Annotated in this window: 11 protein-coding genes; all 11 read left to right on the top strand. The window is 73.8% G+C overall.

Features of this window, described 5'->3' with window-relative positions; genetic code table 11:
- Positions 1-37: 37 nt before the first annotated feature.
- Positions 38-5,143, top strand: coding sequence for a polyketide synthase (locus Q5425_RS28365; protein ID WP_308675379.1), 5,106 nt, complete (start codon positions 38-40; stop codon positions 5,141-5,143).
- Between the two features lie 49 nt (positions 5,144-5,192).
- Complete coding sequence (locus Q5425_RS28360) at positions 5,193-15,554, top strand: type I polyketide synthase (protein WP_308675378.1); 10,362 nt, start codon at positions 5,193-5,195, stop codon at positions 15,552-15,554.
- A 16-nt stretch (positions 15,555-15,570) separates the two neighbouring features.
- Positions 15,571-16,347: an arylamine N-acetyltransferase gene (locus Q5425_RS28355; RefSeq protein WP_308675377.1), complete on the top strand. Its 777-nt coding sequence runs from the start codon at positions 15,571-15,573 to the stop codon at positions 16,345-16,347.
- Between the two features lie 18 nt (positions 16,348-16,365).
- A complete protein-coding gene (locus Q5425_RS28350) occupies positions 16,366-16,554 on the top strand; it encodes a hypothetical protein (RefSeq protein WP_308675376.1) in 189 nt (62 codons plus the stop codon).
- Entirely contained in the window at positions 16,551-17,606 is a 1,056-nt protein-coding gene (locus tag Q5425_RS28345; protein WP_308675375.1) for a 3-dehydroquinate synthase family protein, read from the top strand. Before Q5425_RS28350 ends, Q5425_RS28345 begins: the two co-directional genes overlap by 4 nt.
- Positions 17,603-18,934 (top strand): 3-deoxy-7-phosphoheptulonate synthase class II, encoded by a 1,332-nt coding sequence (locus Q5425_RS28340; RefSeq protein ID WP_308675374.1) that lies wholly within the window; start codon positions 17,603-17,605, stop codon positions 18,932-18,934. The genes Q5425_RS28345 and Q5425_RS28340 overlap by 4 nt, the downstream gene beginning before the upstream one ends.
- A gap of 19 nt (positions 18,935-18,953) precedes the next feature.
- Complete coding sequence (locus Q5425_RS28335; RefSeq protein WP_308675373.1) at positions 18,954-19,745, top strand: NAD(P)-binding domain-containing protein; 792 nt, start codon at positions 18,954-18,956, stop codon at positions 19,743-19,745.
- 139 nt (positions 19,746-19,884) lie between these two features.
- Positions 19,885-21,051: a 3-amino-5-hydroxybenzoate synthase gene (gene rifK / locus Q5425_RS28330; RefSeq protein ID WP_308675372.1), complete on the top strand. Its 1,167-nt coding sequence runs from the start codon at positions 19,885-19,887 to the stop codon at positions 21,049-21,051.
- Positions 21,048-22,124, top strand: coding sequence for a Gfo/Idh/MocA family oxidoreductase (locus Q5425_RS28325; protein WP_308675371.1), 1,077 nt, complete (start codon positions 21,048-21,050; stop codon positions 22,122-22,124). The genes rifK and Q5425_RS28325 overlap by 4 nt, the downstream gene beginning before the upstream one ends.
- A gap of 14 nt (positions 22,125-22,138) precedes the next feature.
- Positions 22,139-22,837 (top strand): HAD-IA family hydrolase, encoded by a 699-nt coding sequence (locus Q5425_RS28320; protein WP_308675370.1) that lies wholly within the window; start codon positions 22,139-22,141, stop codon positions 22,835-22,837.
- Positions 22,834-23,745: a kanosamine kinase gene (gene rifN / locus Q5425_RS28315; RefSeq protein WP_396135261.1), complete on the top strand. Its 912-nt coding sequence runs from the start codon at positions 22,834-22,836 to the stop codon at positions 23,743-23,745. Before Q5425_RS28320 ends, rifN begins: the two co-directional genes overlap by 4 nt.
- Positions 23,746-23,760: the final 15 nt, after the last annotated feature.

Raw genomic sequence — 23,760 nt, 5'->3', positions numbered from 1 at the left:
AAGCAAGCACACGTGAGATTCCTGGGAGTTGAGTTCAGTGGCTGACGAGGGACAACTCCGCGACTACCTCAAGCGGGCCATCGCCGACGCCCGCGACGCCCGCACGCGGCTGCGCGAGGCCGAGGAACAGGCGCGGGAGCCGATCGCCATCGTCGCCATGGCGTGCCGGTACCCGGGCGGGGTGGCCTCGCCCGAGGACCTGTGGGACCTGGTGGCCGGCGGCACCGACGCCGTCTCCGAGTTCCCCGGCGACCGGGGCTGGGACGTCGACGGGCTCGTCGACCCGGACCCCGACCGCCCCGGGACGACGTACACGAACCAGGGCGGGTTCCTGCACGACGCGGGACTCTTCGACGCGGGCTTCTTCGGGATCTCGCCGCGCGAGGCCGTCGCGATGGACCCGCAGCAGCGGCTGCTGCTGGAGACGTCCTGGGAGGCCATCGAGCGGACCGGTACCGACCCGCTTTCCCTGAAGGGCAGCGACGTCGGCGTGTTCACCGGTGTCGCGAGCATGGGCTACGGCGCCGGCGGCGGGGTGGTCGCGCCGGAGCTGGAAGGTTTTGTCGGCACCGGTGCGGCCCCGTGCATCGCGTCCGGCCGCGTGTCCTACGTCCTCGGCTTCGAGGGCCCGGCGGTCACCGTCGACACCGGGTGCTCGTCGTCGCTGGTGGCGATGCACCTCGCCGCGCAGGCCCTGCGGCGGGGCGAGGTCTCGCTGGCCCTGGCCGGCGGCGCGATGGTGATGGCCCAGCCCGGTTCCTTCGTTTCGTTTTCCCGGCAGCGCGGGCTCGCCATGGACGGGCGCTGCAAGGCGTTCGCGGACAGCGCCGACGGTATGGGACTGGCCGAGGGCGTCGGCGTCGTGGCGCTGGAACGGCTGTCGGTCGCCCGTGAGCGCGGGCACCGGGTGCTGGCCGTGCTGCGCGGCATCGCGGTGAACCAGGACGGTGCTTCGAATGGGCTGACCGCGCCGAACGGCCCGTCGCAGCAGCGGGTGATCCGGGCCGCGCTGGCCGAAGCCGGCCTGTCACCGTCCGATGTGGACGCTGTCGAAGGGCACGGCACGGGCACGACGCTGGGCGACCCGATCGAGGCGCAGGCCCTGCTGGCCACTTACGGAAAGGGCCGAGACCCGGAAAAGCCGTTGTGGCTCGGTTCGATCAAGTCGAACATCGGGCACACGCAGGCGGCCGCGGGCGTGGCCAGTGTGATCAAGATGGTGCAGGCGCTGCGCCACGGCGTGCTGCCCCCGACGCTGCACATCGACCAGCCGTCCACCGAGGTCGACTGGTCGGCCGGGGCGGTTTCGCTGCTGACGGAGGCCCGGGAGTGGCCGCGCGAAGGGCGTCCGCGCCGGGCCGGGGTGTCGTCGTTCGGCATCAGCGGGACCAACGCACACCTGATTCTCGAGGAAGCGCCCGAGGAAGAGACGGCCGTCGCCGAAGCGCCCTCGGCCGGTGTGGTGCCGGTCGTGGTGTCGGCCCGCGGGGCCCTGGCGGGTCAGGCCGGGCGGCTGGCCACGTTCCTCGGCGAGTCTGACGCGGCCCTCTCCGACGTCGCCGGGGCGCTGCTCTCCGGCCGCTCCCGGTTCGAGGACCGGGCGGTCGTGGTGGCGGGCACGCGCGACGAGGCCGTGACGGGTCTGGAAGCGTTGGCTCGCGGGGAAGACGCGGCCGCGGTGGTCACCGGTCGAGCGGGTTCGCCGGGCAAGGTCGTGTGGGTTTTCCCGGGCCAGGGCGCGCAGTGGGTGGGCATGGGCCGGGAACTTCTCGAAGAGTCTCCGGTGTTCGCCGCGCGGATCGCCGAGTGCGCGGCCGCGCTGGAGCCGTGGATCGACTGGTCGCTGGTCGACGTCCTGCGGGGCGAGGGTGACCTGGATCGGGTCGATGTGGTGCAGCCCGCGAGTTTCGCGATGATGGTGGGCTTGGCTGCGGTGTGGTCTTCGGCCGGGGTGGTGCCCGATGCGGTGCTCGGCCATTCGCAGGGCGAGATCGCCGCGGCGTGCGTGTCGGGTGCGTTGTCGCTGGAAGACGCGGCGAAGGTGGTCGCGTTGCGCAGCCAGGCCATCGCCGCGAAGCTCGCCGGCCGCGGCGGGATGGCGTCGGTCGCGTTGAGCGAAGAAGACGCCGTCACGCGGTTGCAGCCCTGGGCGGACCGGGTCGAGGTGGCCGCCGTCAACAGCCCGTCGTCCGTGGTGATCGCCGGGGACGCCGAAGCCCTCGACCAGGCCCTCGAAGCGTTGACGGGACAAGAGATCCGCGTCCGGCGGGTCGCGGTGGACTACGCCTCGCACACCCGGCACGTCGAGGACATCCAGGAGCCCTTGGCCGAAGCACTGGCCGGGATCGAGGCGCAGGCGCCGGCGGTGCCGTTCTACTCGACCCTCATCGGTGACTGGATCCGTGACGCCGGGGTCGTGGACGGCGATTACTGGTACCGCAACCTGCGCAACCAGGTCGGCTTCGGCCCGGCGGTGGCCGAGCTGATCGGCCTGGGTCACCGGGTGTTCGTCGAGATCAGCGCCCACCCGGTGCTGATGCAGCCGATCAGCGAGGTCACCGAGGCGGTGGTGACCGGGACGCTGCGCCGCGAAGACGGCGGCCTGCGGCGGCTGCTGACGTCGATGGCCGAGCTGTTCGTCCGCGGCGTCGACGTGGACTGGACCACGGTGGTGCCGCCGGCGCGGGCCGACCTGCCGACTTACGCTTTCGACCACCAGCACTACTGGCTGCGGTACCTCGACCCGGCGACCGACGCCATCGGCCCGGTGGTCCGGCTGCCGCAGACCGGTGGCCTGGTCTTCACCACCGAGTGGTCGCTGAAGTCCCAGCCGTGGCTGGCCGGCCACATCGTGGAAGACGTGGTCGTCGTGCCCGGCGCGGCACTGGTCGAGCTGGCCATCCGGGCCGGCGACGAGGCCGGGACCCCGGTCCTGGACGAACTCGTCATCGAAACGCCCGTGGTCGTGCCGGAACGCGGCGCGATCCGGATCCAGGTCACGGTGAGCGGGCCGGACGACGGCGCACGGACCCTGGAAGTGCACGCCCAGCCCGAAGACGCCACCGACGAGTGGACCCGGCACGCCACCGGCACGCTCTCGGCGACCCCGTGCGAAACCAGCGGATTCGACTTCGCGGGTGCGCGGGACGAGCTCTTCGCCGAAGTTTCCCTGCCCGAGGACACAGACCCGGGTGCGTTCGGCATCCACCCCGCGCTCTTGGCCGCGGCTGTGCCCGGTGAAGACGACCTGACCCAACCCATGGAATGGCGAGGCGTGACGCTGCACGCCGCGGGGGCGTCGACGCTGCGGGTCCGGCTGGAGCCCGGCGGGCTCCTGGAAGCGGCCGACGGCGCCGGCAACCTCGTCGTCACGGCGAAGGAAGTGGTGCTGCGGCCGGTGTCCGTCGGACAGCCGGGCACCGCCACGAACGACTCGCTGTTCCAGGTGAACTGGATCGAACTCCCCGCGGGCCAGGAGACCGACGGCACTGCCGAGGTGCTGGAGGTCCCCAATGGCGACTCCCCGCTGACGGCGACCTCCCGGGTCCTGGAGAAGCTCCAGACGTGGCTGACCGAGCCCGAGGCGGAACGCCTGGTCGTCGTGACCCGCGGCGCGGTGCCCGCCGGGGACCTCCCGGTGAGCGACCCGGCCGCGGCGGCGGTCTGGGGCCTGGTCCGGTCCGCGCAGGCGGAGAACCCGGACCGGATCGTCCTGCTGGACACCGACGGCGAAGTCCCGCTGGGCGCGGTGCTGGCCGCCGGTGAGCCGCAGGTCGCCGTGCGCGGCACGGCCCTGTACGTCCCGCGCCTGGCCCGCGCCGACGCGGCCCCGGCCCCGGTCTTCGGTCCACAAGGGACGGTGCTCGTCTCCGGAGCGGGCGTGCTCGGGGAGATCGTGGCGCGGCACCTGGTCACCCATCACGGCGTCCGGAAGCTGGTGCTGGCCAGCCGCCGCGGCCTGGACGCCGACGGCGCGAAGGACCTCGTCACCGATCTCACCGGCGAAGGCGCGGACGTCTCCGTCGTCGCCTGCGACGTGGCCGACCGCGACCAGGTGGCCGCCCTCCTCGACGAGCACCGCCCGACCAGCGTGGTGCACACGGCGGGCGTGCTGGACGACGGCGTCATCGGGACGCTGACCTCCGACCGGCTGGCCAAGGTGTTCGCGCCCAAGGTCGACGCCGTCCGCCACCTCGACGAGCTCACCCGCGGCCGGGACCTCGACGCCTTTGTCGTCTTCTCGTCCGGGTCCGGTGTCTTCGGTTCGCCCGGGCAGGGCAACTACGCGGCGGCGAACGCGTTCCTGGACGCGGCGATGGCGAGCCGCCGGGCGGCGGGCCTGCCCGGGCTGTCGCTGGCGTGGGGCCTGTGGGCACAGGCCACGGGCCTGACCGCGCACCTCGGCGGCGCCGACCAGGCGCGGATGAGCCGGGGCGGGGTGCGGCCGATCACGGCCGAGGAGGGCATGGCCCTGTTCGACGCCGCCGTGGGTGCGCCGCACGCGCTGCTGGTGCCGGTCAAGCTCGACCTGCGGGAGGTGCGGGCCGGCGGTGCGGTGCCGCACCTGCTGCGCGGGCTGGTCCGGACCGGGCGGCGGCAGGCGCAGACGTCGTCCACCGCAGACAACCAGCTGGTGGGCCGGCTGGCCGGGCTGGCCGCGCCCGAGCAGGAGGCGCTGCTCGTCGACCTGGTGCGCAGCCAGGTCGCGGCGGTGCTCGGGCACGCCGGGCCGGACGCGGTCCGCGCGGACACGGCGTTCAAGGACGCCGGCTTCGACTCGCTCACCTCGGTGGACCTGCGCAACCGGCTGCGGGAGAGCACCGGGCTGAAGCTGCCCGCGACGCTCGCCTTCGACTACCCCACACCGCTGGTCCTCGCCCGGCACCTGCGCGACGAGCTCGGGGCCGGCGACGACGCGCTGTCACTGGTGAACGCCCGGCTCGAAGACGTCGAGGCGCTGCTCGGCGGGCTGCGCCTCGACGAATCGGCGAAGACCGGTCTCACCCTCCGGCTGCAGGGCTTGGTGGCCCGGTGCAACGGAGTTCTCGACCAGGCGGACGACGCCACGCTGGCGGACCGGCTCGAGTCCGCATCCGCCGACGAAGTCCTCGACTTCATCGACGGGGAGCTGGGTCTCACCTGACCTCGGCCCGAGCCCGACTTTCCGGCAAAACCTTTGTGAGGACCCCAGAATGGCCACGGACGAAAAACTCCTCAAGTACCTCAAGCGCGTCACGGCCGAGCTGCACAGCCTGCGCAAGCAGGGTGCCCGGCACGCCGACGAGCCGCTCGCCGTCGTCGGGATGGCCTGCCGGTTCCCGGGTGGGGTGTCCTCGCCCGAAGACCTGTGGCGGCTGGTGGCCGGCGGCGTCGACGCCCTCTCCGACTTCCCCGACGACCGGGGCTGGGAACTGGACGGCCTGTTCGACCCGGACCCCGACCACCCGGGGACGTCGTACACCAGCCAGGGCGGGTTCCTGCGCGGGGCCGGGCTGTTCGACGCGGGCCTGTTCGGCATCTCGCCGCGGGAGGCCCTGGTCATGGACCCGCAGCAGCGGGTGCTGCTGGAGACGTCGTGGGAGGCACTGGAAGACGCCGGGGTCGACCCGCTTTCGCTGAAGGGCAGCGACGTCGGGGTGTTCTCCGGCGTGTTCACCCAGGGCTACGGGGCCGGGGCGATCACGCCGGACCTGGAGGCCTTCGCGGGCATCGGGGCGGCGTCGAGCGTGGCCTCGGGCCGGGTGTCCTACGTCTTCGGGCTCGAAGGCCCGGCGGTCACCATCGACACGGCGTGCTCGTCGTCGCTGGTGGCCATCCACCTCGCCGCCCAGGCGCTGCGGGCGGGCGAGTGCTCGATGGCGCTCGCCGGCGGCGCGACGGTGATGCCGACGCCCGGCACCTTCGTCGCGTTCTCGCGGCAGCGGGTGCTGGCCGCCGACGGCCGGTCCAAGGCCTTCTCCTCGACCGCGGACGGCACCGGCTGGGCCGAGGGCGCCGGGGTGCTCGTCCTCGAACGGCTTTCGGTCGCGCAGGAGCGCGGGCACCGGATCCTGGCCGTGGTGCGCGGCAGCGCGGTGAACCAGGACGGTGCGTCCAACGGCCTGACCGCCCCGAACGGGCCTTCGCAGCAGCGGGTGATCCGCAAGGCGCTGGCCGGCGCCGGGCTGGTCGCGTCCGATGTGGACATCGTGGAGGCGCACGGCACGGGCACCGCGCTGGGCGACCCGATCGAAGCGCAGGCGCTGCTGGCGACCTACGGCCAGGGCCGCGAGCGGCCGTTGTGGCTGGGCTCGGTCAAGTCGAACTTCGGGCACACGCAGGCGGCCGCCGGGGTCGCGGGCGTGATCAAGATGATCCAGGCCCTGCGGCACGGCGCCATGCCGCCGACCCTGCACGTGGCCGAGCCGACCCCCGAGGTCGACTGGTCGGCCGGGGCCGTCGAGCTGCTGACCGAGGCGCGCGAGTGGCCGCGCGAAGACCGGCCGCGCCGGGCCGGGGTGTCCGCGTTCGGGATCAGCGGCACGAACGCGCACCTGATCCTGGAGGAAGCACCGGACGCGGGTCTGCCGCAGCCCGTCGTGAGTGAAGAAGCGGGTTCTAACCCTCCTTTCCACTCACGACCGGCTGTGGTGCCGCTGGTCGTGTCGGCGGGCAGCCCGGCGTCGCTGGCGGCCCAGGCGGGCCGGCTCGCGGAGGTCCTCGAGTCCGGGGACGCGTCCCGGGCGCGGCTGGCGAGTGCGCTGTTGTCGAGCCGGGCGCTGCTGGGTGACCGCGCGGTCGTCGTCGCTGGCTCGGACGAGGAAGCGGTGACCGGGCTGCGCGCTCTGGCGCGCGGGGAAGCCGCGCCCGGCGTGGTGACCGGTTCGGGCCGGCCGGGCAAGGTCGTCTACGTCTTCCCGGGCCAGGGTTCGCAGCGGCTCGGCATGGGCCGCGAGCTCTACGACCGGTACCCGGTGTTCGCGACGGCGTTCGACGAGGCCTGCGCGCAGCTGGACACGTGCCTGGACGGCCGGGCCGGGCACAGCGTGCGGGACGTCGTGCTGGGCGAGGTGCCCGCGAGCACCGGGCTGCTGGACCAGACGATGTTCACCCAGGCCGGGTTGTTCGCGGTGGAGAGCGCGCTGTTCCGGCTCACGGAGTCCTGGGGCGTCCGGCCGGATGTGGTGATCGGGCACTCGATCGGCGAGATCACGGCCGCGTACGCCGCCGGGGTGTTCTCGCTGCCGGACGCGGCGCGGATCGTCGCGGCGCGGGGACGGCTGATGCAGGCGCTGGCCCCGGGCGGGGCGATGGCCGCCGTCGCCGCCTCCGAGGCGGAGGTCGCCGGACTGCTCGGCGACGGTGTGGAACTCGCCGCCGTCAACGGCCCCTCGGCGGTCGTCCTGTCCGGCGACGAAGACGCGGTCCTCGCGGCCGCCGCCCACCTGCGCGAGCGTGGGCACAAGACCAAGCAGCTCAAGGTTTCCCACGCGTTCCACTCCGCCCGGATGGAGCCGATGCTGGACGAGTTCGCCGCCGAGCTGGCCGAGGTGACCTGGCGCGAACCGGAGATCCCGGTGGTGTCCAACGTGACCGGCCGGCTCGCCGAGCCGGGCGAACTGGCCGAGCCGCAGTACTGGGCCGAGCACGTGCGACGGCCGGTGCGGTTCGCCGCGGGCATCGCGGCCGCGGTCGAGTTCGGCGGCACCCGGTTCGTCGAGCTGGGACCGGGGGCGGCGCTGACCGGTCTCGTCGAGGAGACGGCCGACGGTGCCACGTGCGTCGCCGCCCTGCGGGACGACCGTCCGGAAGAGGCGGCGCTGCTCACCGCGGTCGCCGAGCTGTTCGTCCGCGGCGCAAAGGTCGACTGGTCCGCCCTGCTGCCGCCGGTGACCGGCTTCGTCGACCTGCCGAAGTACGCCTTCGACCAGCAGCACTACTGGCTGCAGCCCGCCGCGCAGGCCACGGACGCGGCCTCGCTCGGGCAGGTCGCGGCCGACCACCCGCTGCTGGGCGCGGTGGTGCGGCTGCCGCAGCCGGACGGCCTGGTCTTCACCGCCCGGCTGTCGCTGAAGTCGCACCCCTGGCTGGCCGACCACGTCATCGGCGGGGTGGTGCTCGTCGCGGGCACCGGGCTCGTCGAGCTGGCGGTCCGGGCCGGGGACGAGGCCGGCTGCCCGGTCCTCGAGGAACTCGTCATCGAGGCCCCGCTGGTCGTTCCCGACCACGGCGGGGTCCGGATCCAGGTCGTCGTGGGCGCGCCGGGGGAGACCGGTTCGCGCACGGTCGAGGTGTATTCCCTGCGCGAGGACGACGGCGCCGAGGTCTGGACCCGGCACGCCACCGGCTTCCTGGCGGCGACGTCGCCGGCGCACGCACCGTTCGACTTCACCGCTTGGCCGCCGCCCGGGGTCGAGCGCGTCGAGGTCGCGGACTTCTACGACGAGCTCGTCGAGCGCGGGTACACCTACGGGCCGTCCTTCCGGGGCCTGCAGGCGGTGTGGCGGCGCGGTGCCGAGGTGTTCGCCGAGGTCGTCCTGCCCGAAGACGAGCGCGCGGACGCGGCCCGGTTCGGCATCCACCCCGGCCTGCTGGACGCCGCCCTGCACGCGGGCATGCTCGGGGCCGCCACGACGGAAGAGCCCGGGCGGCCGGTGCTGCCGTTCGTGTGGAACGGCCTGGTGCTGCACGCCGCCGGCGCGACCGCGCTGCGGGTCCGGCTCGCCCCGAGCGGCCCGGACGCCCTGTCGGTCGAGGCCGCGGACGAGGCCGGCGGTCTCGTCGTGACGGCGGACTCGCTGGTCTCCCGGCCGGTGGCGGCCGAGCAGCTCGGCGCGACGGCGAACCGAGACGCGTTGTTCCGCGTGGAGTGGACCGAGATCGCCCGGCCCGAGGACGCGCCCGCGGGGCAGGCCGAGGTGCTCGAAGCCGACGGCGAGGAGCCCCTGGCCCTGACCGGCCGCGTGCTGGAAGCCGTGCAGACGTGGCTTTCCGGCGCGGCGGACGACGCCCGTCTGGTGGTGGTGACCCGCGGTGCGGTCCCCGCCGACGGCGTCGTGACCGATCCGGCCGGTGCGGCCGTGTGGGGCCTGATCCGGGCCGCGCAGGCGGAGAACCCCGGCCGGATCGTCCTGCTCGACACCGACGGCGAAGTGCCGCTGGATGCGGTGCTGGCCAGTGGTGAACCGCAGGTCGCGGTCCGGGGCACGGTCCTGACGGCCCCGCGGCTGGCCCGCGCGGAGGCCGCGGACACCCCGGCCGCGTTCGGCCCGGACGGGACGGTCCTGATCTCGGGCGCCGGATCGCTGGGCGTGCTGACCGCCCGGCACCTGGTGGCCCGGCACGGCGTCCGGCGGCTGGTGCTCGTCAGCAGGCGGGGCCCGGCCGCCGACGGCCTGGCCGAACTGGCCGCCGAACTCGGCGGGCAGGGCGCCGACGTCACCGTGGTGGCGGCCGACCTGGCCGACCGCGACCAGGTGGCTGCGCTGCTCGCCGAACACCGCCCGGCCGCCGTGGTGCACACGGCGGGCGTGCTGGACGACGGCGTCTTCGAGGCGTTGACGCGGGAGCGGCTGGCCAAGGTCTTCGCGCCCAAGGTCGACGCGGTGCGCCACCTCGACGAGCTGACCCGCGAGCTGGACCTCGGCGCCTTCGTCGTGTTCTCGTCCGCCTCCGGGGTCTTCGGCTCCGCCGGCCAGGGCAACTACGCCGCCGCCAACGCCTACCTGGACGCCGTGGTGGCGAACCGCCGGGCCGCGGGCCTGCCCGGCACGTCGCTGGCCTGGGGTTTGTGGGAGCAGACCGACGGCATGACCGCGCACCTCGGCGGCGCCGACCAGGCGCGGGCGAGCCGCGGCGGCGTCCTGGCCATCTCGCCCGCCGAGGGCATGGACCTGTTCGACGCCGGGGTGACCGCGCCGCACGCGCTCGTCGTCCCGGTCAAGCTGGACCTGCGCAAGACCCGGGCCGGCGGGGACGTGCCGCACCTGCTGCGCGGCCTGGTCCGCCCCGGCAGGCAGCAGGCCCGGCCGGCGTCCACTGTGGACAAGGGGCTGGCCGGCCGGCTCGCCGGGCTGGCTCCGGCCGAGCAGGAGGCGCTGCTGCTCGACGTGGTCCGCACCCAGGTCGCGCTGGTGCTCGGGCACGCCGGTCCGGAAGCCGTGCGCCCCGACGCGGCGTTCAAGGACGCCGGGTTCGACTCCCTGACCTCGGTGGAACTGCGGAACCGGCTGCGCGAGGCGACCGGGCTGAAGCTGCCCGCCACGCTGGTCTTCGACTACCCGGCGCCGGTCGCGCTGGCCCGCTACCTGCGTGACGAACTCGGGGACACGGTGGCGAGCACCCCGGCCGCCACCGCGGCCGCCGCGGATCTCGGCGAGCCGATCGCCATCGTCGGCATGGCGTGCCGGCTGCCCGGCGGCGTCGCGGATCCCGAAGGCCTGTGGCGCCTGGTGCGCGAGGGCCGCGAAGGGCTGTCTCCCTTCCCCGAGGACCGGGGCTGGGACCTGGAAAACCTGTTCGACGACGACCCCGACTCCGCCGGCACGACGTACACCACCCAGGGCGGTTTCCTCGAAGGCGCCGGACTGTTCGACGCGGGCTTCTTCGGGATTTCGCCGCGCGAAGCACTGGCCATGGACCCGCAGCAGCGGTTGCTGCTCGAGACGTCGTGGGAAGCCCTCGAAGGGGCCGGTCTCGACCCGGCTTCGCTGAAGGGCGCCGACGTCGGCGTGTTCGCCGGCGTGTCCAACCAGGGCTACGGGATGGGCGCGGACGCCGCCGAACTGGAGGGGTACGCGAGCACCGCGGGCGCCTCCAGCGTGGTGTCGGGCCGCGTCTCCTACGTCTTCGGGTTCGAGGGACCGGCGGTCACGATCGACACGGCGTGTTCGTCGTCGCTGGTGGCCATGCACCTGGCCGGGCAGGCGCTGCGGCAGGGCGAGTGCTCGATGGCACTGGCCGGCGGCGTCACGGTGATGGGCACGCCCGGCACCTTCGTCGAGTTCGCGAAGCAGCGCGGCCTCGCCGGGGACGGGCGGTGCAAGGCCTACGCGGACGGCGCGGACGGCACGGGCTGGGCCGAGGGCGTCGGGATCGTCGTGCTGGAGCGGCTGTCGGTGGCGCGCGAGCGCGGGCACCGGGTCCTGGCCGTGCTGCGCGGCAGCGCGGTGAACTCCGACGGCGCTTCCAACGGCTTGACCGCCCCCAACGGGCCGTCGCAGCAGCGGGTGATCCGCCGGGCCCTGGCCGGCGCCGGGCTCGAACCGTCCGATGTGGACATCGTGGAGGGGCACGGCACCGGGACCGCACTGGGCGATCCCATCGAGGCCCAGGCCCTGCTGGCCACCTACGGCAAGGACCGCAACCCGGAAAAGCCGCTCCGGCTGGGTTCGGTGAAGTCGAACTTCGGGCACACGCAGTCCGCGGCCGGGGTCGCCGGGGTGATCAAGATGGTGCAGGCGCTGCGCCACGGCGTCATGCCGCCCACCCTGCACGTGGACCGGCCCACCTCCCAGGTCGACTGGTCGGCCGGTGCGGTCGAGGTGCTGACCGAGGCGCGGGAGTGGCCGCGGGAAGACCGGCCGCGCCGGGCCGGGGTGTCGTCCTTCGGGATCAGCGGGACGAACGCGCACCTGATCATCGAGGAAGCACCGGATGCGGGTCTGCCGCAGCTTGTCGTGAGTGAAAAAGCGGGTTCTAACCCTCCTTTCCACTCACGACCGGCCGTGGTGCCGCTCGTGGTGTCGGCCCGCAGTGGCGGTTCGCTGGCGGGGCAGGCGCGCCGGCTGGCCGCCTTCCTCGACGAGTCCGCCGAGCCGCTCGCCGACGTGGCCGGTGCCCTGGCCGGCCGGGCCGTGTTCGGCGAGCGCGCGGTTGTGGTGGCGGGCTCGCGGCCGGAGGCGCAGGCCGGTCTGGCGGCGCTGAGCCGGGGCGAGGACGCGCCGGGCCTGGTCACCGGCCGGGTGCCCGCGTCCGGCCTGCCGGGCAAGCTCGTGTGGGTGTTTCCGGGCCAGGGGACGCAGTGGGCGGGCATGGGCCGGGACCTGCTGGAGTCGTCGCCGGTGTTCGCCGAGCGCATCAACGAGTGCGCGGCCGCGCTGGAGCCGTGGGCCGACTGGTCGCTGCACGACGTGCTGCGCGGTGAAGGCCCCGGGCTGCTGTACCGGGTGGACGTGCTCCAGCCCGCGAGTTTCGCGATGATGGTCGGGCTCGCGGCGGTGTGGTCCTCGGCCGGCGTGGTGCCCGACGCGGTGCTGGGTCATTCCCAGGGTGAGATCGCCGCGGCCTGCGTGTCGGGTGCGTTGTCGCTCGAAGACGCGGCGAAGGTGGTCGCGTTGCGCAGCCAGGCGATCGCCGCGAAGCTGTCCGGCCGCGGCGGCATGGCCTCCGTGGCGCTGAGCGAAGAGAACGTGGCCGCACGGCTGGCGCCGTGGACCGGCCGGGTCGAGGTGGCGGCGGTCAACGGCCCCACCTCGACGGTGATCGCCGGCGACGCCGAGGCGCTCGACGAAGTCCTGGAAACCCTGTCCGGCGAAGGGGTCCGCGTCCGGCGGATCGCGGTGGACTACGCGTCCCACTCGCGGCACGTGGAGGACATCGAGGAAACCCTCGCCGAAGCGCTGGCCGGGATCGACGCGCGGGCGCCCCTGGTGCCGTTCTTCTCCACGGTGACCGGTGAGTGGATCACCGAAGCCGGCGTCGTCGACGGCGGGTACTGGTACCGGAACCTGCGCAACCGGGTCGGGTTCGGCCCGGCGGCGGCCGCGCTGCTCGAGCAGGGCCACGGCGTGTTCGTCGAGGTCAGCGCCCACCCGGTGCTGGTGCAGCCGATCACGGAGCTCACCGACGACACTCCCGCGCTCGTGACGGGATCCCTCCGCCGCGACGAAGGTGGGCTGCCTCGGCTGCTGACCTCGATGGCTGAGCTGTTCGTCCGCGGCGTCCCGGTGGACTGGGCCACGCTGGTCCCGCCCGCGCGGGTGGACCTCCCGGCGTACGCCTTCGACCACCAGCACTACTGGCTCCGCGCCCGCGACGCGGCCGCCACCGACGCCGTCTCGCTGGGCCTCGCCGGCGCCGACCACCCGCTGCTCGGCGCGGTCGTGCAGCTGCCGTCGTCCGACGGTCTCGTCTTCACCTCGCGGCTGTCCCTGCGGTCGCACCCGTGGCTGGCCGACCACGCGGTCCGGGACGTGGTGATCGTCCCCGGCACCGGGCTGGTCGAGCTGGCCGTGCGGGCCGGCGACGAAGCCGCCTGCCCGGTGCTCGACGAGCTGGTGATCGAAGCGCCGCTCGTGGTGCCCCGCCGCGGCGGGGTCCGGGTGCAGGTAGCGCTCGGTGGGCCGGGCGAAGACGGCTCGCGCACGGTGGACGTCTACTCCCTGCGCGAAGACGCGGACACGTGGACCCGGCACGCGACCGGCGTGGTCGTCCCCGGGGATCGGCCGCGGGGAACCGCCGCGTTCGACTTCGCCGCCTGGCCGCCGCCCGGCGCGCGGCCCGTCGACATCAGCGGTGCCTACGACGTGCTCGACGCCGTCGGCTACGGGTACGGACCGGCGTTCCGGGCCGTGCGCGCGGTGTGGCGGCGCGACGACGAGACGTTCGCCGAAATCGCCCTGCCCGAAGACCACCGCGAAGAAGCCGGCCGGTTCGGCATCCACCCCGCGCTGCTCGACGCGGCCCTGCACTCGACGATGGTCAGCGCCGCGGCGGACACCGAGTCCTACGGCGACGAGGTGCGGCTGCCGTTCGCGTGGAACGGGCTGCGGCTGCACGCCGCCGGGGCCTCGGTGCTGCGGGTGCGCGTCGCCAAGCCCGAGCGGGACAGCCTGTCGCTGGAGGCCGTGGACGAGACCGGCGGCCTGGTCGTCACGCTGGATTCCCTGGTCGGCCGCCCGGTGTCGAACGAACAGCTCGCCACGGCGGCCGGCTCGGGTTCGCTGTACCGCGTGGACTGGACGCCGCTGTCCCGGGTGGACAGGGCGACGCCGGTGCCGTCGTGGGTGCCGGTGGCCACCGCGGAAGAGGTGGCCACGCTGGCCGACGACGTGCTCTCCGGCGGGACGGCCGCCCCGGCCGTGGCCGTCATGGAAGCCGTCGCCGACGCGGCCGACGAGGACCCGGTGCTGGCGCTCACCGTCCGCGTGCTGGACGTGGTCCAGTGCTGGCTGGCCGGTGGCGGGCTGGAGGCGACGAAGCTCGCGATCGTGACCCGGGGTGCCGTGCCCGCCGGCGACGGTGTGGTGCGCGACCCGGCCGCGGCCGCGGTGTGGGGCCTGGTCCGGGCCGCCCAGGCGGAGAACCCGGACCGGATCGTCCTACTGGACACCGATGCCGACACCGACGCCGACACCGACACCGATGTCGATGCCGGGGTGGAGCCGGTGCTGGGTGCGGTGCTCGCGGCCGGGGAGCCGCAGGTCGCCGTTCGCGGAACGACGCTGTCCATCCCGCGCCTGGCCCGCGCCGCCCGGCCGGAGCCGTCCGCCGGGTTCAAGACCCGGGGAACGGTCCTGGTCACCGGCGGCACCGGGTCGCTCGGCGGCCTGGTGGCCCGGCACCTGGTCGAACGGCACGGCGTGCGGCAGCTGCTGCTGGCCAGCCGCCGCGGCCTGGACGCCGAGGGTGCGAAGGACCTGGTCACCGACCTCACCGCGCTCGGGGCGGACGTCACGGTCGCCGCCTGCGACGTCGCCGACCGCGGCCAGGTGGCTTCGCTGCTCGAACAGCACCGCCCGACCGCCGTCGTGCACACGGCCGGCGTGGCGGACGCCGGCGTGATCGGGACGGTGACGCCGGAGCGGCTGGCCGAGGTGTTCGCGCCCAAAGTCACCGCGGCCCGGCACCTCGACGAGCTGACCCGCGGGCTGGAGCTCGACGCGTTCGTCGTCTATTCCTCGGTTTCCGCGGTGTTCATGGGCGCCGGCAGCGGCAGCTACGCCGCGGCGAACGCGTACCTGGACGGCCTGATGGCCCACCGGCGCGCGGCGGGCCTGCCGGGCCAATCGCTGGCGTGGGGCCTGTGGGACCAGACCGACGGCGGCATGGCGGCCGGCACCGACGAGGCCGGCCGCGCCCGGATGACCCGCCGCGGCGGTCTCGTGGCGATGAAACCCGCGGAGGGCCTGGAACTCTTCGACGCCGCCATCGGCACCGGGGAGGCCCAGCTGGTGCCCGCCCAGCTCGACCTGCGGGGCCTGCGCGCCGACGCGGCCAGCGGCACCGAAGTGCCGCACCTGCTGCGTGGCCTGGTTCGCGCGGCACGGCACCAGGCCCGTGTGGCGTCCACTGTGGACGAGGACTGGGCCGGCCGGCTGGCCGGGCTCGGCCCGGACGAGCGGGCGAAGGTCCTGCTCGACCTGGTGCGCGCCCAGGTGGCCGGGGTGCTGGGCTACCGCGCCGACCAGATCGACGAGGACCAGGGGCTGTTCGAGATCGGCTTCGACTCCCTCACCGCGATCGAACTGCGCAACCGGCTGCGCGCCCGCACCGACCGGAAGATCGCGCCCAGCGTCGTCTTCGACCACCCGACGCCGGCCCTGCTCGCCGCGCACCTGACCGAGCTCTTCTGAAAGAAGGTGATGACCGATGTTCGACCTGGAGACCTACCTCCAGCGGATCGGCTGCGGCGGGGAAACCGGCGTGGACCTCGAGACGCTGCGGAAACTGCAGAAGCGCCACCTCATGGCGATCCCGTACAACAGCCTCGCCTACGAACTCCGTGACGCGGTGAACGTCGTCGACCTCGACGAGGACGACGTCTTCGCCACCAGCATCGCCGACGGGAAAGGCGGCGCCTGCTACCACCTCAACCGGCTGTTCCACCGGCTCCTGACCGAACTGGGCTACGACGTCACGCCGCTCGCCGGCAGCACCACCGAAGGCCGCGAGACCTTCGGGACCGACGTCGAGCACATGTTCAACCTGGTCACCCTGGACGGCGGCGAGTGGCTCGTGGACGTCGGCTACCCCGGCCCCACCTACGTCGAGCCGCTGCCGGTTTCGCCCGCGGTGCAGACCCAGTACGGCAGCCAGTTCCGGCTGGTGGACCGGGAAGCCGGGTATGCGCTGCAACGCCGGGGTGCGGTCACCCGCTGGAGCGACGTCTACACGTTCACGACGAAACCGCGCGAGTGGAGCGACTGGAAGGAACTGGAGGACAACTTCCGGGCCCTCGTGGGGGACACCGGCCGCACCGACACCCAGGAAACGCTGTGCGGCCGCGCCCTCGAAAACGGTCAGGTGTTCCTGCGGCAGCGCCGGTACCTGACGGTCCGGGACGGCCGCGAGCAGGTGCGCACGATCACCGACGACGACGAGCACCGGACGCTGGTGGCCCGCGTGCTGTCCGGCGAGCCCGGGTGAAACCGGAAGGGGAAGACCATGGCGGAAAAGACCGGTCTGCTGGCGAGGTTCGCCGGCCTGTGCCGGACCGCGTACGAGCACCACTACCTCCCGTACCTCGGCTTCTTCTACGGCGGCGAGTACCTCCACCACGGCAGCGAGCCGGTGTCGAGGATCGCCGACCTGCCGTACGTGACGCTGCCGCAGCCGCGGGAGCCGTCGCCGTGACCACGACGATTCCGGTACGCCTGAACGAGCGTTCCTACGACGTGGTCGTCGGTCCCGGGGTGCGGACGGCGCTGCCCGGCGTCGTCGACCGGATCGGCGCCCGGCGGGCCGTGGTCGTGTCGGCCCGGCCGGCGGACTGGGTGCCCGACACCGGGGTCGAGACCCTGCTGCTGCCGGCCCGCGACGGCGAGCAGGACAAGCGGCTGTCCACAGTGGAGGAGCTGTGTGGTGAGTTCGCGCGGTTCGGGCTGACGCGGTCCGACGTCGTCGTTTCCTGCGGCGGCGGCACGACCACCGACGTCGTCGGGCTGGCGGCCGCGCTGTACCACCGCGGCGTCGCCGTGGTCCACCTGCCCACGACCCTGCTCGCGCAGGTGGACGCCAGTGTCGGCGGGAAGACCGCGGTGAACCTGCCGTCGGGCAAGAACCTGGTCGGCGCGTACTGGCAGCCCAGCGCGGTGCTGTGCGACACGGACTACCTGACGACCCTGCCGCGGCGGGAGGTGCTGAACGGCCTCGGCGAGATCGCCCGCTGCCACTTCATCGGCGCACCCGACCTGCGGGGGCGGTCGCTGCCGGAGCAGATCGCGGCCAGCGTCACCCTCAAAGCGGGCATCGTGGCGCAGGACGAGCGGGACACCGGGCTGCGGCACCTGCTCAACTACGGCCACACGCTGGGGCACGCGCTGGAGATCACGACCGGGTTCGCTCTGCGCCACGGCGAGGCCGTCGCCATCGGCACGGTCTTCGCGGGCCGGCTGGCCGGGGCGCTGGGCCGCATCGACCAGTCCGGAGTGGACGAACACCTGGCCGTCGTCCGGCACTACGGCCTGCCCGCCGCCCTGCCCGACGACGTCGATGCGGCCGTGCTCGTCCGGCAGATGTACCGGGACAAGAAGGCGATCAGCGGGCTCGCCTTCGTGCTGGCCGGGCCGCGGGGCGCGGAGCTGGTGAGCGACGTGCCGCCGGGCGTGGTCACCGACGTCCTGGACCGGATGCCCCGCGACAGCCTGGGCAACCTGGTCGGCGCGACGGAAGCGGCGACGGCATGAAGCGCCTGCCGCACCTGCTCGCCGAGCCGGACGGCGCGGGCCCCGGCCGCGCGGTCGACCGGGTGCTGGCCGGACGGCTGAGCGCGGCGCTGGCCCGGCCGGCCGCGCAGCAGCCGTGCTGGCCGGACGCCGAACGGGCGGGCGCGGTGATCGAGCTGCTGCACAACGCCGAGCCGATCGTGGCGCCGGAGGAGACGGCGCGGCTGAGCGCCCGGCTGGCGGCGGTCGCCCGCGGCGAGGCGTTCCTGCTGCAGGGCGGGGACTGCGCGGAGACGTTCGCCGGCAACACCGAACCGCACCTGCGGGCGAACCTGGGGGTGCTGGCGCGGATGGCGGGTGTGCTGGCCGACGCGGGCGGCCTGCCGGTGGTCAAGATCGCCCGGATGGCCGGGCAGTTCGCCAAGCCGAGGTCCAACACCGTCGACGCGCTGGGACTGCCGGTCTACCGCGGCGACATCGTGAACTCCCCGGAGCGCACGGCCGCCGCCCGGACCCCCGACCCCCACCGGATGCTGATGGCCTACGCCCACTCCGCCAGCGCCATGGACCTGGTCCGCAAGCTCTGCGCCGAGGGCATCGACGAACCCCTGGTGGCGCTCGCCGGGGCCCGCCGCAATGCGCCGGGAGAACCGCGGTTCGACGGCGGCGGCCGGGCACCCGGCCCGACCGAGTTCTACGTCAGCCACGAACTGCTGCTGCTCGACTACGAACGGGCCGTCCTGTGGGCGGACTCCGGCGGCCCGGAACCCCGGCTGTCCAGCGGGCTGGCGCACTTCCTGTGGATCGGGGAACGCACCCGGCAGCTCGACGGCGCCCACATCGCGTTCGCGGAGCTGCTGTCCAACCCGATCGGCCTGAAGCTCGGGCCGAGCTGCACCCCGGAAGAGGTCGTCGAATACGTCCGGCGGCTCGACCCGCACCGCACCCCGGGCCGGCTGACGCTGGTCAGCCGGATGGGGCACGCCCAGGTCCGCGAGCTCCTCCCGCCGATCGTGGAGAAGGTCACCGCCTCCGGGCACGAGGTGATCTGGCAGTGCGACCCGATGCACGGCAACACCCGCACGTCGGCCAACGGGTACAAGACCCGGCACTTCGGCCACGTCGTCAACGAGCTCGCGGGCTTCTTCGAGGTCCACCGCCGGCTCGGCACCCACCCCGGCGGCATCCACGTCGAGGTGACCGGCGACGACGTGACGGAATGCCTCGGCGGTACCGCGGAGATCACCGAAGCCGACCTGCCCGAGCGGTACCTGACCGCCTGCGACCCGCGGTTCAACGCCGAGCAGTCGGTCGAACTGGCGTTCGCGATCGCAAAGCTGCTGCGCTAACGCTGGAGGAGGGGCCGAGATGAGCATCAGCGGTACCACCCGGCTGTACGTCGTGCTGGGCGATCCGGTCGTCCAGGTGCAGTCGCCGGGGCTGATGAACCCGCTCTTCGCCGAGCTGGGCGTCGACGCGGTGCTCGTCCCGGTGCACGCCGAGCCGCGGCACCTCGAGCGGATCGTCGACGGCCTGAAGTGCGCCGGCAACGTCGACGGCATCTTCGTCACCGTGCCGCACAAGGCGGCCGTGGCCGGGCTCGCCGACCGGCGCAGCCCGATGGTCGAAATCACCGGGAGCGCCAACGCGCTGCGGCGGGAAGCCGACGGCCGGTGGTACGCCGAGAACTTCGACGGCACCGGCTTCGTCGCCGGGCTGGTCGAGGCCGGGCACGACCCGAAGGCCCGGCGGGTGGCCCTCGTCGGCGCGGGCGGCGCGGGCAGCGCCATCGCGGCGGCCCTGCTGGCGGCCGGCGCCGACCGGCTGGCGGTGTGCGACCCGGACACCGCCAAACTGGCCGCCCTTCGAGCCCGGCTGAACGCCCACTGGCCGGGCCGGACGTCGGTTTCGGCCGAGCCGGACACCGACGGGGCCGACATCGTCGTCAACGCGACCCCGCTCGGCCTGCGTCCCGGCGACCCGCTGCCGTTCCGGCCGGACCGGCTGGCCCCGCGCACCGTGGTCGCCGACATCGTCATGAAACCCCGCGAAACCCGGCTCCTCCGCGAAGCGGCGGCCCTCGGCCACCGCGTCCATTACGGAATCCACATGCTCGACGGGCAATTGGACTCCTACCGGGATTTCTTCGGCCTCGGTTGACGAACCGGCCACTACCAAGCCGGGGGATGTGAGGCCGCCGATGGTCGATCTAGCCTGGTGAGGACGCTGATATCGGAGGCATTCCGGACACGGCACGGGCTATTTCTCAATTCGAACCCCAGCGGAGATTCGGAGAACCATGAACGCGCGAAAGGCACCGGAATTCCCCGCGTGGCCGCAGTACGACGACGCCGAGCGGAACGGCCTGGTCCGCGCGCTCGAACAGGGTCAGTGGTGGCGCATGGGCGGGGACGAGGTGAACTCCTTCGAGCGCGAGTTCGCCGAGCACCACGGCGCCGCGCACGCGCTGGCGGTCACGAACGGGACGCACGCGCTGGAACTCGCCCTGCAGGTCATGGGCGTCGGCCCGGGCACCGAGGTCATCGTGCCCGCCTTCACCTTCATCTCCTCGTCCCAGGCGGCCCAGCGGCTCGGCGCGGTCACCGTCCCGGTCGACGTCGACCCGGCCACCTACAACATCGACCCGGAGGCGGTCGCGGCCGCCGTCACCCCGCGCACCAAGGTGATCATGCCCGTGCACATGGCCGGGCTGATGGCCGACATGGACGCGCTGGCGAAGATCTCCGCCGACACCGGGGTGCCGCTGCTGCAGGACGCCGCGCACGCGCACGGCGCGCGCTGGCAGGGCAAACGCGTCGGCGAACTGGACAGCATCGCCACCTTCAGCTTCCAGAACGGCAAGCTGATGACGGCGGGCGAGGGCGGCGCGGTCGTCTTCCCCGAAGGCGAGACCGAGAAGTACGAGACGGCGTTCCTCCGGCACAGCTGCGGCCGTCCCCGCGACGACCGCCGGTACTTCCACAAGATCGCCGGCTCCAACATGCGGCTCAACGAGTTCTCCGCGTCCGTGCTGCGGGCGCAGCTGGCCCGCCTCGACGAGCAGATCGCCGTGCGCGACGAGCGCTGGGCCCTGCTGTCCCGGCTGCTGGGCGAGATCGACGGCGTCGTGCCGCAGGGCGGCGACGTGCGCGCCGACCGCAACTCCCACTACATGGCCATGTTCCGCATCCCCGGGCTCGCCGAGGAGAAGCGCAACGCCCTGGTCGACCGGCTCGTCGAGGCCGGCCTGCCCGCGTTCGCCGCCTTCCGCGCGGTCTACCGCACCGACGCCTTCTGGGAGCTCGGCGCCCCGGAAGAGAGCGTGGACGCGATCGCGCAGCGCTGCCCCCACACCGACGCGATCAGCCAGGACTGCGTCTGGCTGCACCACCGGGTCCTGCTGGCCGGCGAGCCGGAGCTGCACGCGACCGCCGAGATCATCGCCGACGCCGTGGCCCGGGCATGAACGTCCGGGCCGCGGTGGTCGGGCTCGGCTGGGCGGGCCGGGAGCTGTGGCTGCCCCTCCTGCGCGAGCACGCGGACTTCCAGGTGGTCGCCGCCGTGGACGCCGATCCGGCGGCGCGGCAGGCGTTCACGAAGGCGACCGGCATCCCGACGTACGCCGCGGTCTCCGCGCTCACCGCGCGCGAAGTCGACCTCGCCGTCGTCGCGGTGCCCAACTACCTGCACACCGAGGTGGCGGGCGCGCTGCTCGCCACCGGGATCTCCGTCTTCCTGGAGAAGCCGGTGTGCCTGACCTCGGCCGAGATCGACGTCCTCGCGGCGGCCGAACGCAGCGGCGGGATGCTGCTGGCCGGCAGCGCCGCGCGGTACCGCGGTGACGTCGAGGCGCTGCGGCAGGTCCTGCCGCAGCTGGGCGACATCCGGCACGTCGCCATGGGCTGGATCCGGGCCCGGGGCGTGCCGCGCGCGGGTGGCTGGTTCACCCAGCGCGAAAAGGCCGGCGGGGGAGCGCTCTACGACCTCGGCTGGCACCTGCTCGACACGCTGGCGTTCCTCATCGGCCCGGCCGCCTTCACGCAGGTGATCGGCGTGACGTCGGACGACTTCGTCAACGCCGGCGCCTGGCGCGCGACGTGGCGGCAGGACCAGCTCGGTGCCGAGAGCGCCGACGTCGAGGACACCGCACGCGGCTTCCTGGTCCGCGAAGACGGCGTCTCGGTCTCCCTGCGGGCGAGCTGGGCTTCCCACCAGGCGCGGGACGTCTCGGTGATCCACGTCGAGGGCAGTGCCGGCACCGCGGACCTGCGGTGCACCTTCGGTTTCAGCCCCAACCGGGAGCCCGCACCCGTGCTGACCGTGACCTGCGAGGGCACCACGACGCAGCTGCCGGTGCCGTCCGAGCGGATCGGCGTCGAATACACGCGCCAGGTGGGCGACCTCGCCGCGATGCTGGCCGATCCCGGCAACCGCGGGCGGGCCGTCGCCGAAGCGCGCCCGATCGTCCAGATGATCGAGAACTTCTACGCCTCCGCGGGCTCGGCCCGCGGCCGGGGTGCGGTTCCGGCGTACCAGTGATGAAGGAGCGGTCCATGACATTCCCGATCGTCGACCGGCCGGACACCGGGGTCGATCCCTCGGCACCGGTGCGGCACGCGGTCATCTTCGACCTCGACGGGGTCGTCGTCGACAGCTTCGCGGTGATGAGCGAGGCCTTCGCCATCGCCTACGCCGAAGTGGTCGGTGACGGGCCCGCGCCCTTCGAGGAATATCGGCGCCACCTCGGCCGGTACTTTCCCGATATCATGCGGATCATGGACCTGCCGCTGGAGATGGAGGAACCCTTCGTCCGCGAGAGCTACCGCCTCGCCGGCGAGGTCCAGGTCTTCGACGGGGTCACCGAGCTGCTGCTGACGCTGCGGGCGCGTGGCCTGCGGCTGGCCATCGCCACCGGCAAGAGCGGGCCGCGGGCCCGGTCCCTGCTCGGCGACCTCGGCCTGCTCCCGTTCTTCGAGCACGTCATCGGCTCGGACGAGGTCGCCCGGCCGAAGCCGGCCCCCGACATCGTGCGGCACGCGCTGGACCTGCTGGACGTCGAGCCCGAGCGGGCCATCATGATCGGTGACGCCCCGACCGACCTGGCCAGCGCGCGCGGCGCCGGCGTCGCCTCGGCCGCCGCGCTGTGGGCGCCCCCGGACGACATCGGCGAGCTGCTCGCCGCCGGTCCCGACGTGGTGCTGCGGCAGCCGGCCGACCTGCTCGCGCTCTGCCCGTCGGTGCCCGGCCGCTGATCGGCGTGTACCACCTCGGCATCGACGTCGGCGGCACCAAGGTCGCCTTCCGCGTCGAGACCGGCGGCGTGTTCGTCGAGGAAACCGCGTTCAGCTGGGGAGCCCGGCACAGCGCGGAGGAGGACCTCGCGCAGCTGGCCGACCACGTGGCCCTGCTGCGCGAGCGGCTCGGCGTCCCGCTGGATGCGGTCGGGGTCGCGATGCCCGGCACGGTCGGCCGGGACGGCCGGGTCGCGACCTGGCCCAGCCGCCCGGAGTGGACCGGGGTGGACCTGAAAACGACGTTGCGCAAGCTGTTCCCGGAAGCGGCGGTCGCCTGGGCGGACGACGGTGACCTCGGCGCGCTCGCCGAAGCACGGGCGTCGGGCTGCGAAAACCTGCTCTACATCGGGATCGGCACCGGCATCGGCGGTGGCCTGGTGCTGGGCGGCGTGCCGTGCCCCGGCCTCGGCCGGGGTTCGTTCGAGATCGGGCACGTGATCGTCGAGATGGGCGGGGTGCGGTGCGTCTGCGGCCGCCGCGGCTGCCTGCAGGCCCTCGCCTCGGGGCCGGCGACCCTCCGCCGGGCGGGGTTGCTGCGGGGAGCGGACGTGAGCTTCTACGCCCTGCAGCGGGCGTTGCGCGACGGACAGCCGTGGGCCCTCGACGCGCTCGAAGGGACGACCCGGGCGCTGGCCGCCGCGGTGACCGGCGTGCAGGAGCTCGTCCACCCGGATCGGGTGCTGATCGGCGGCGGGTTCGCGGCGGGCATCCCCGAGATCGTCCCTTCGGTGTCCGGGTACCTCGCCGACCTGGCGCGCCAGGGCCAGGCCCCGTTGCCGGTGGAACCGGCGGCGCTGGGCGGGCTGTCGTCGTTGCGGGGTGCGGTGGCGCTCGCCGGCCTGGTCGCGGCCGGGGAAGGGCCGTGACCGCGCACGTGACTG

Source organism: Amycolatopsis sp. A133 (genome assembly GCF_031082405.1).
Lineage (GTDB): Bacteria > Actinomycetota > Actinomycetes > Mycobacteriales > Pseudonocardiaceae > Amycolatopsis.
Note: the sequence above shows the minus strand (reverse complement) of the source record. Positions and strands in the feature narration are given on the sequence as shown.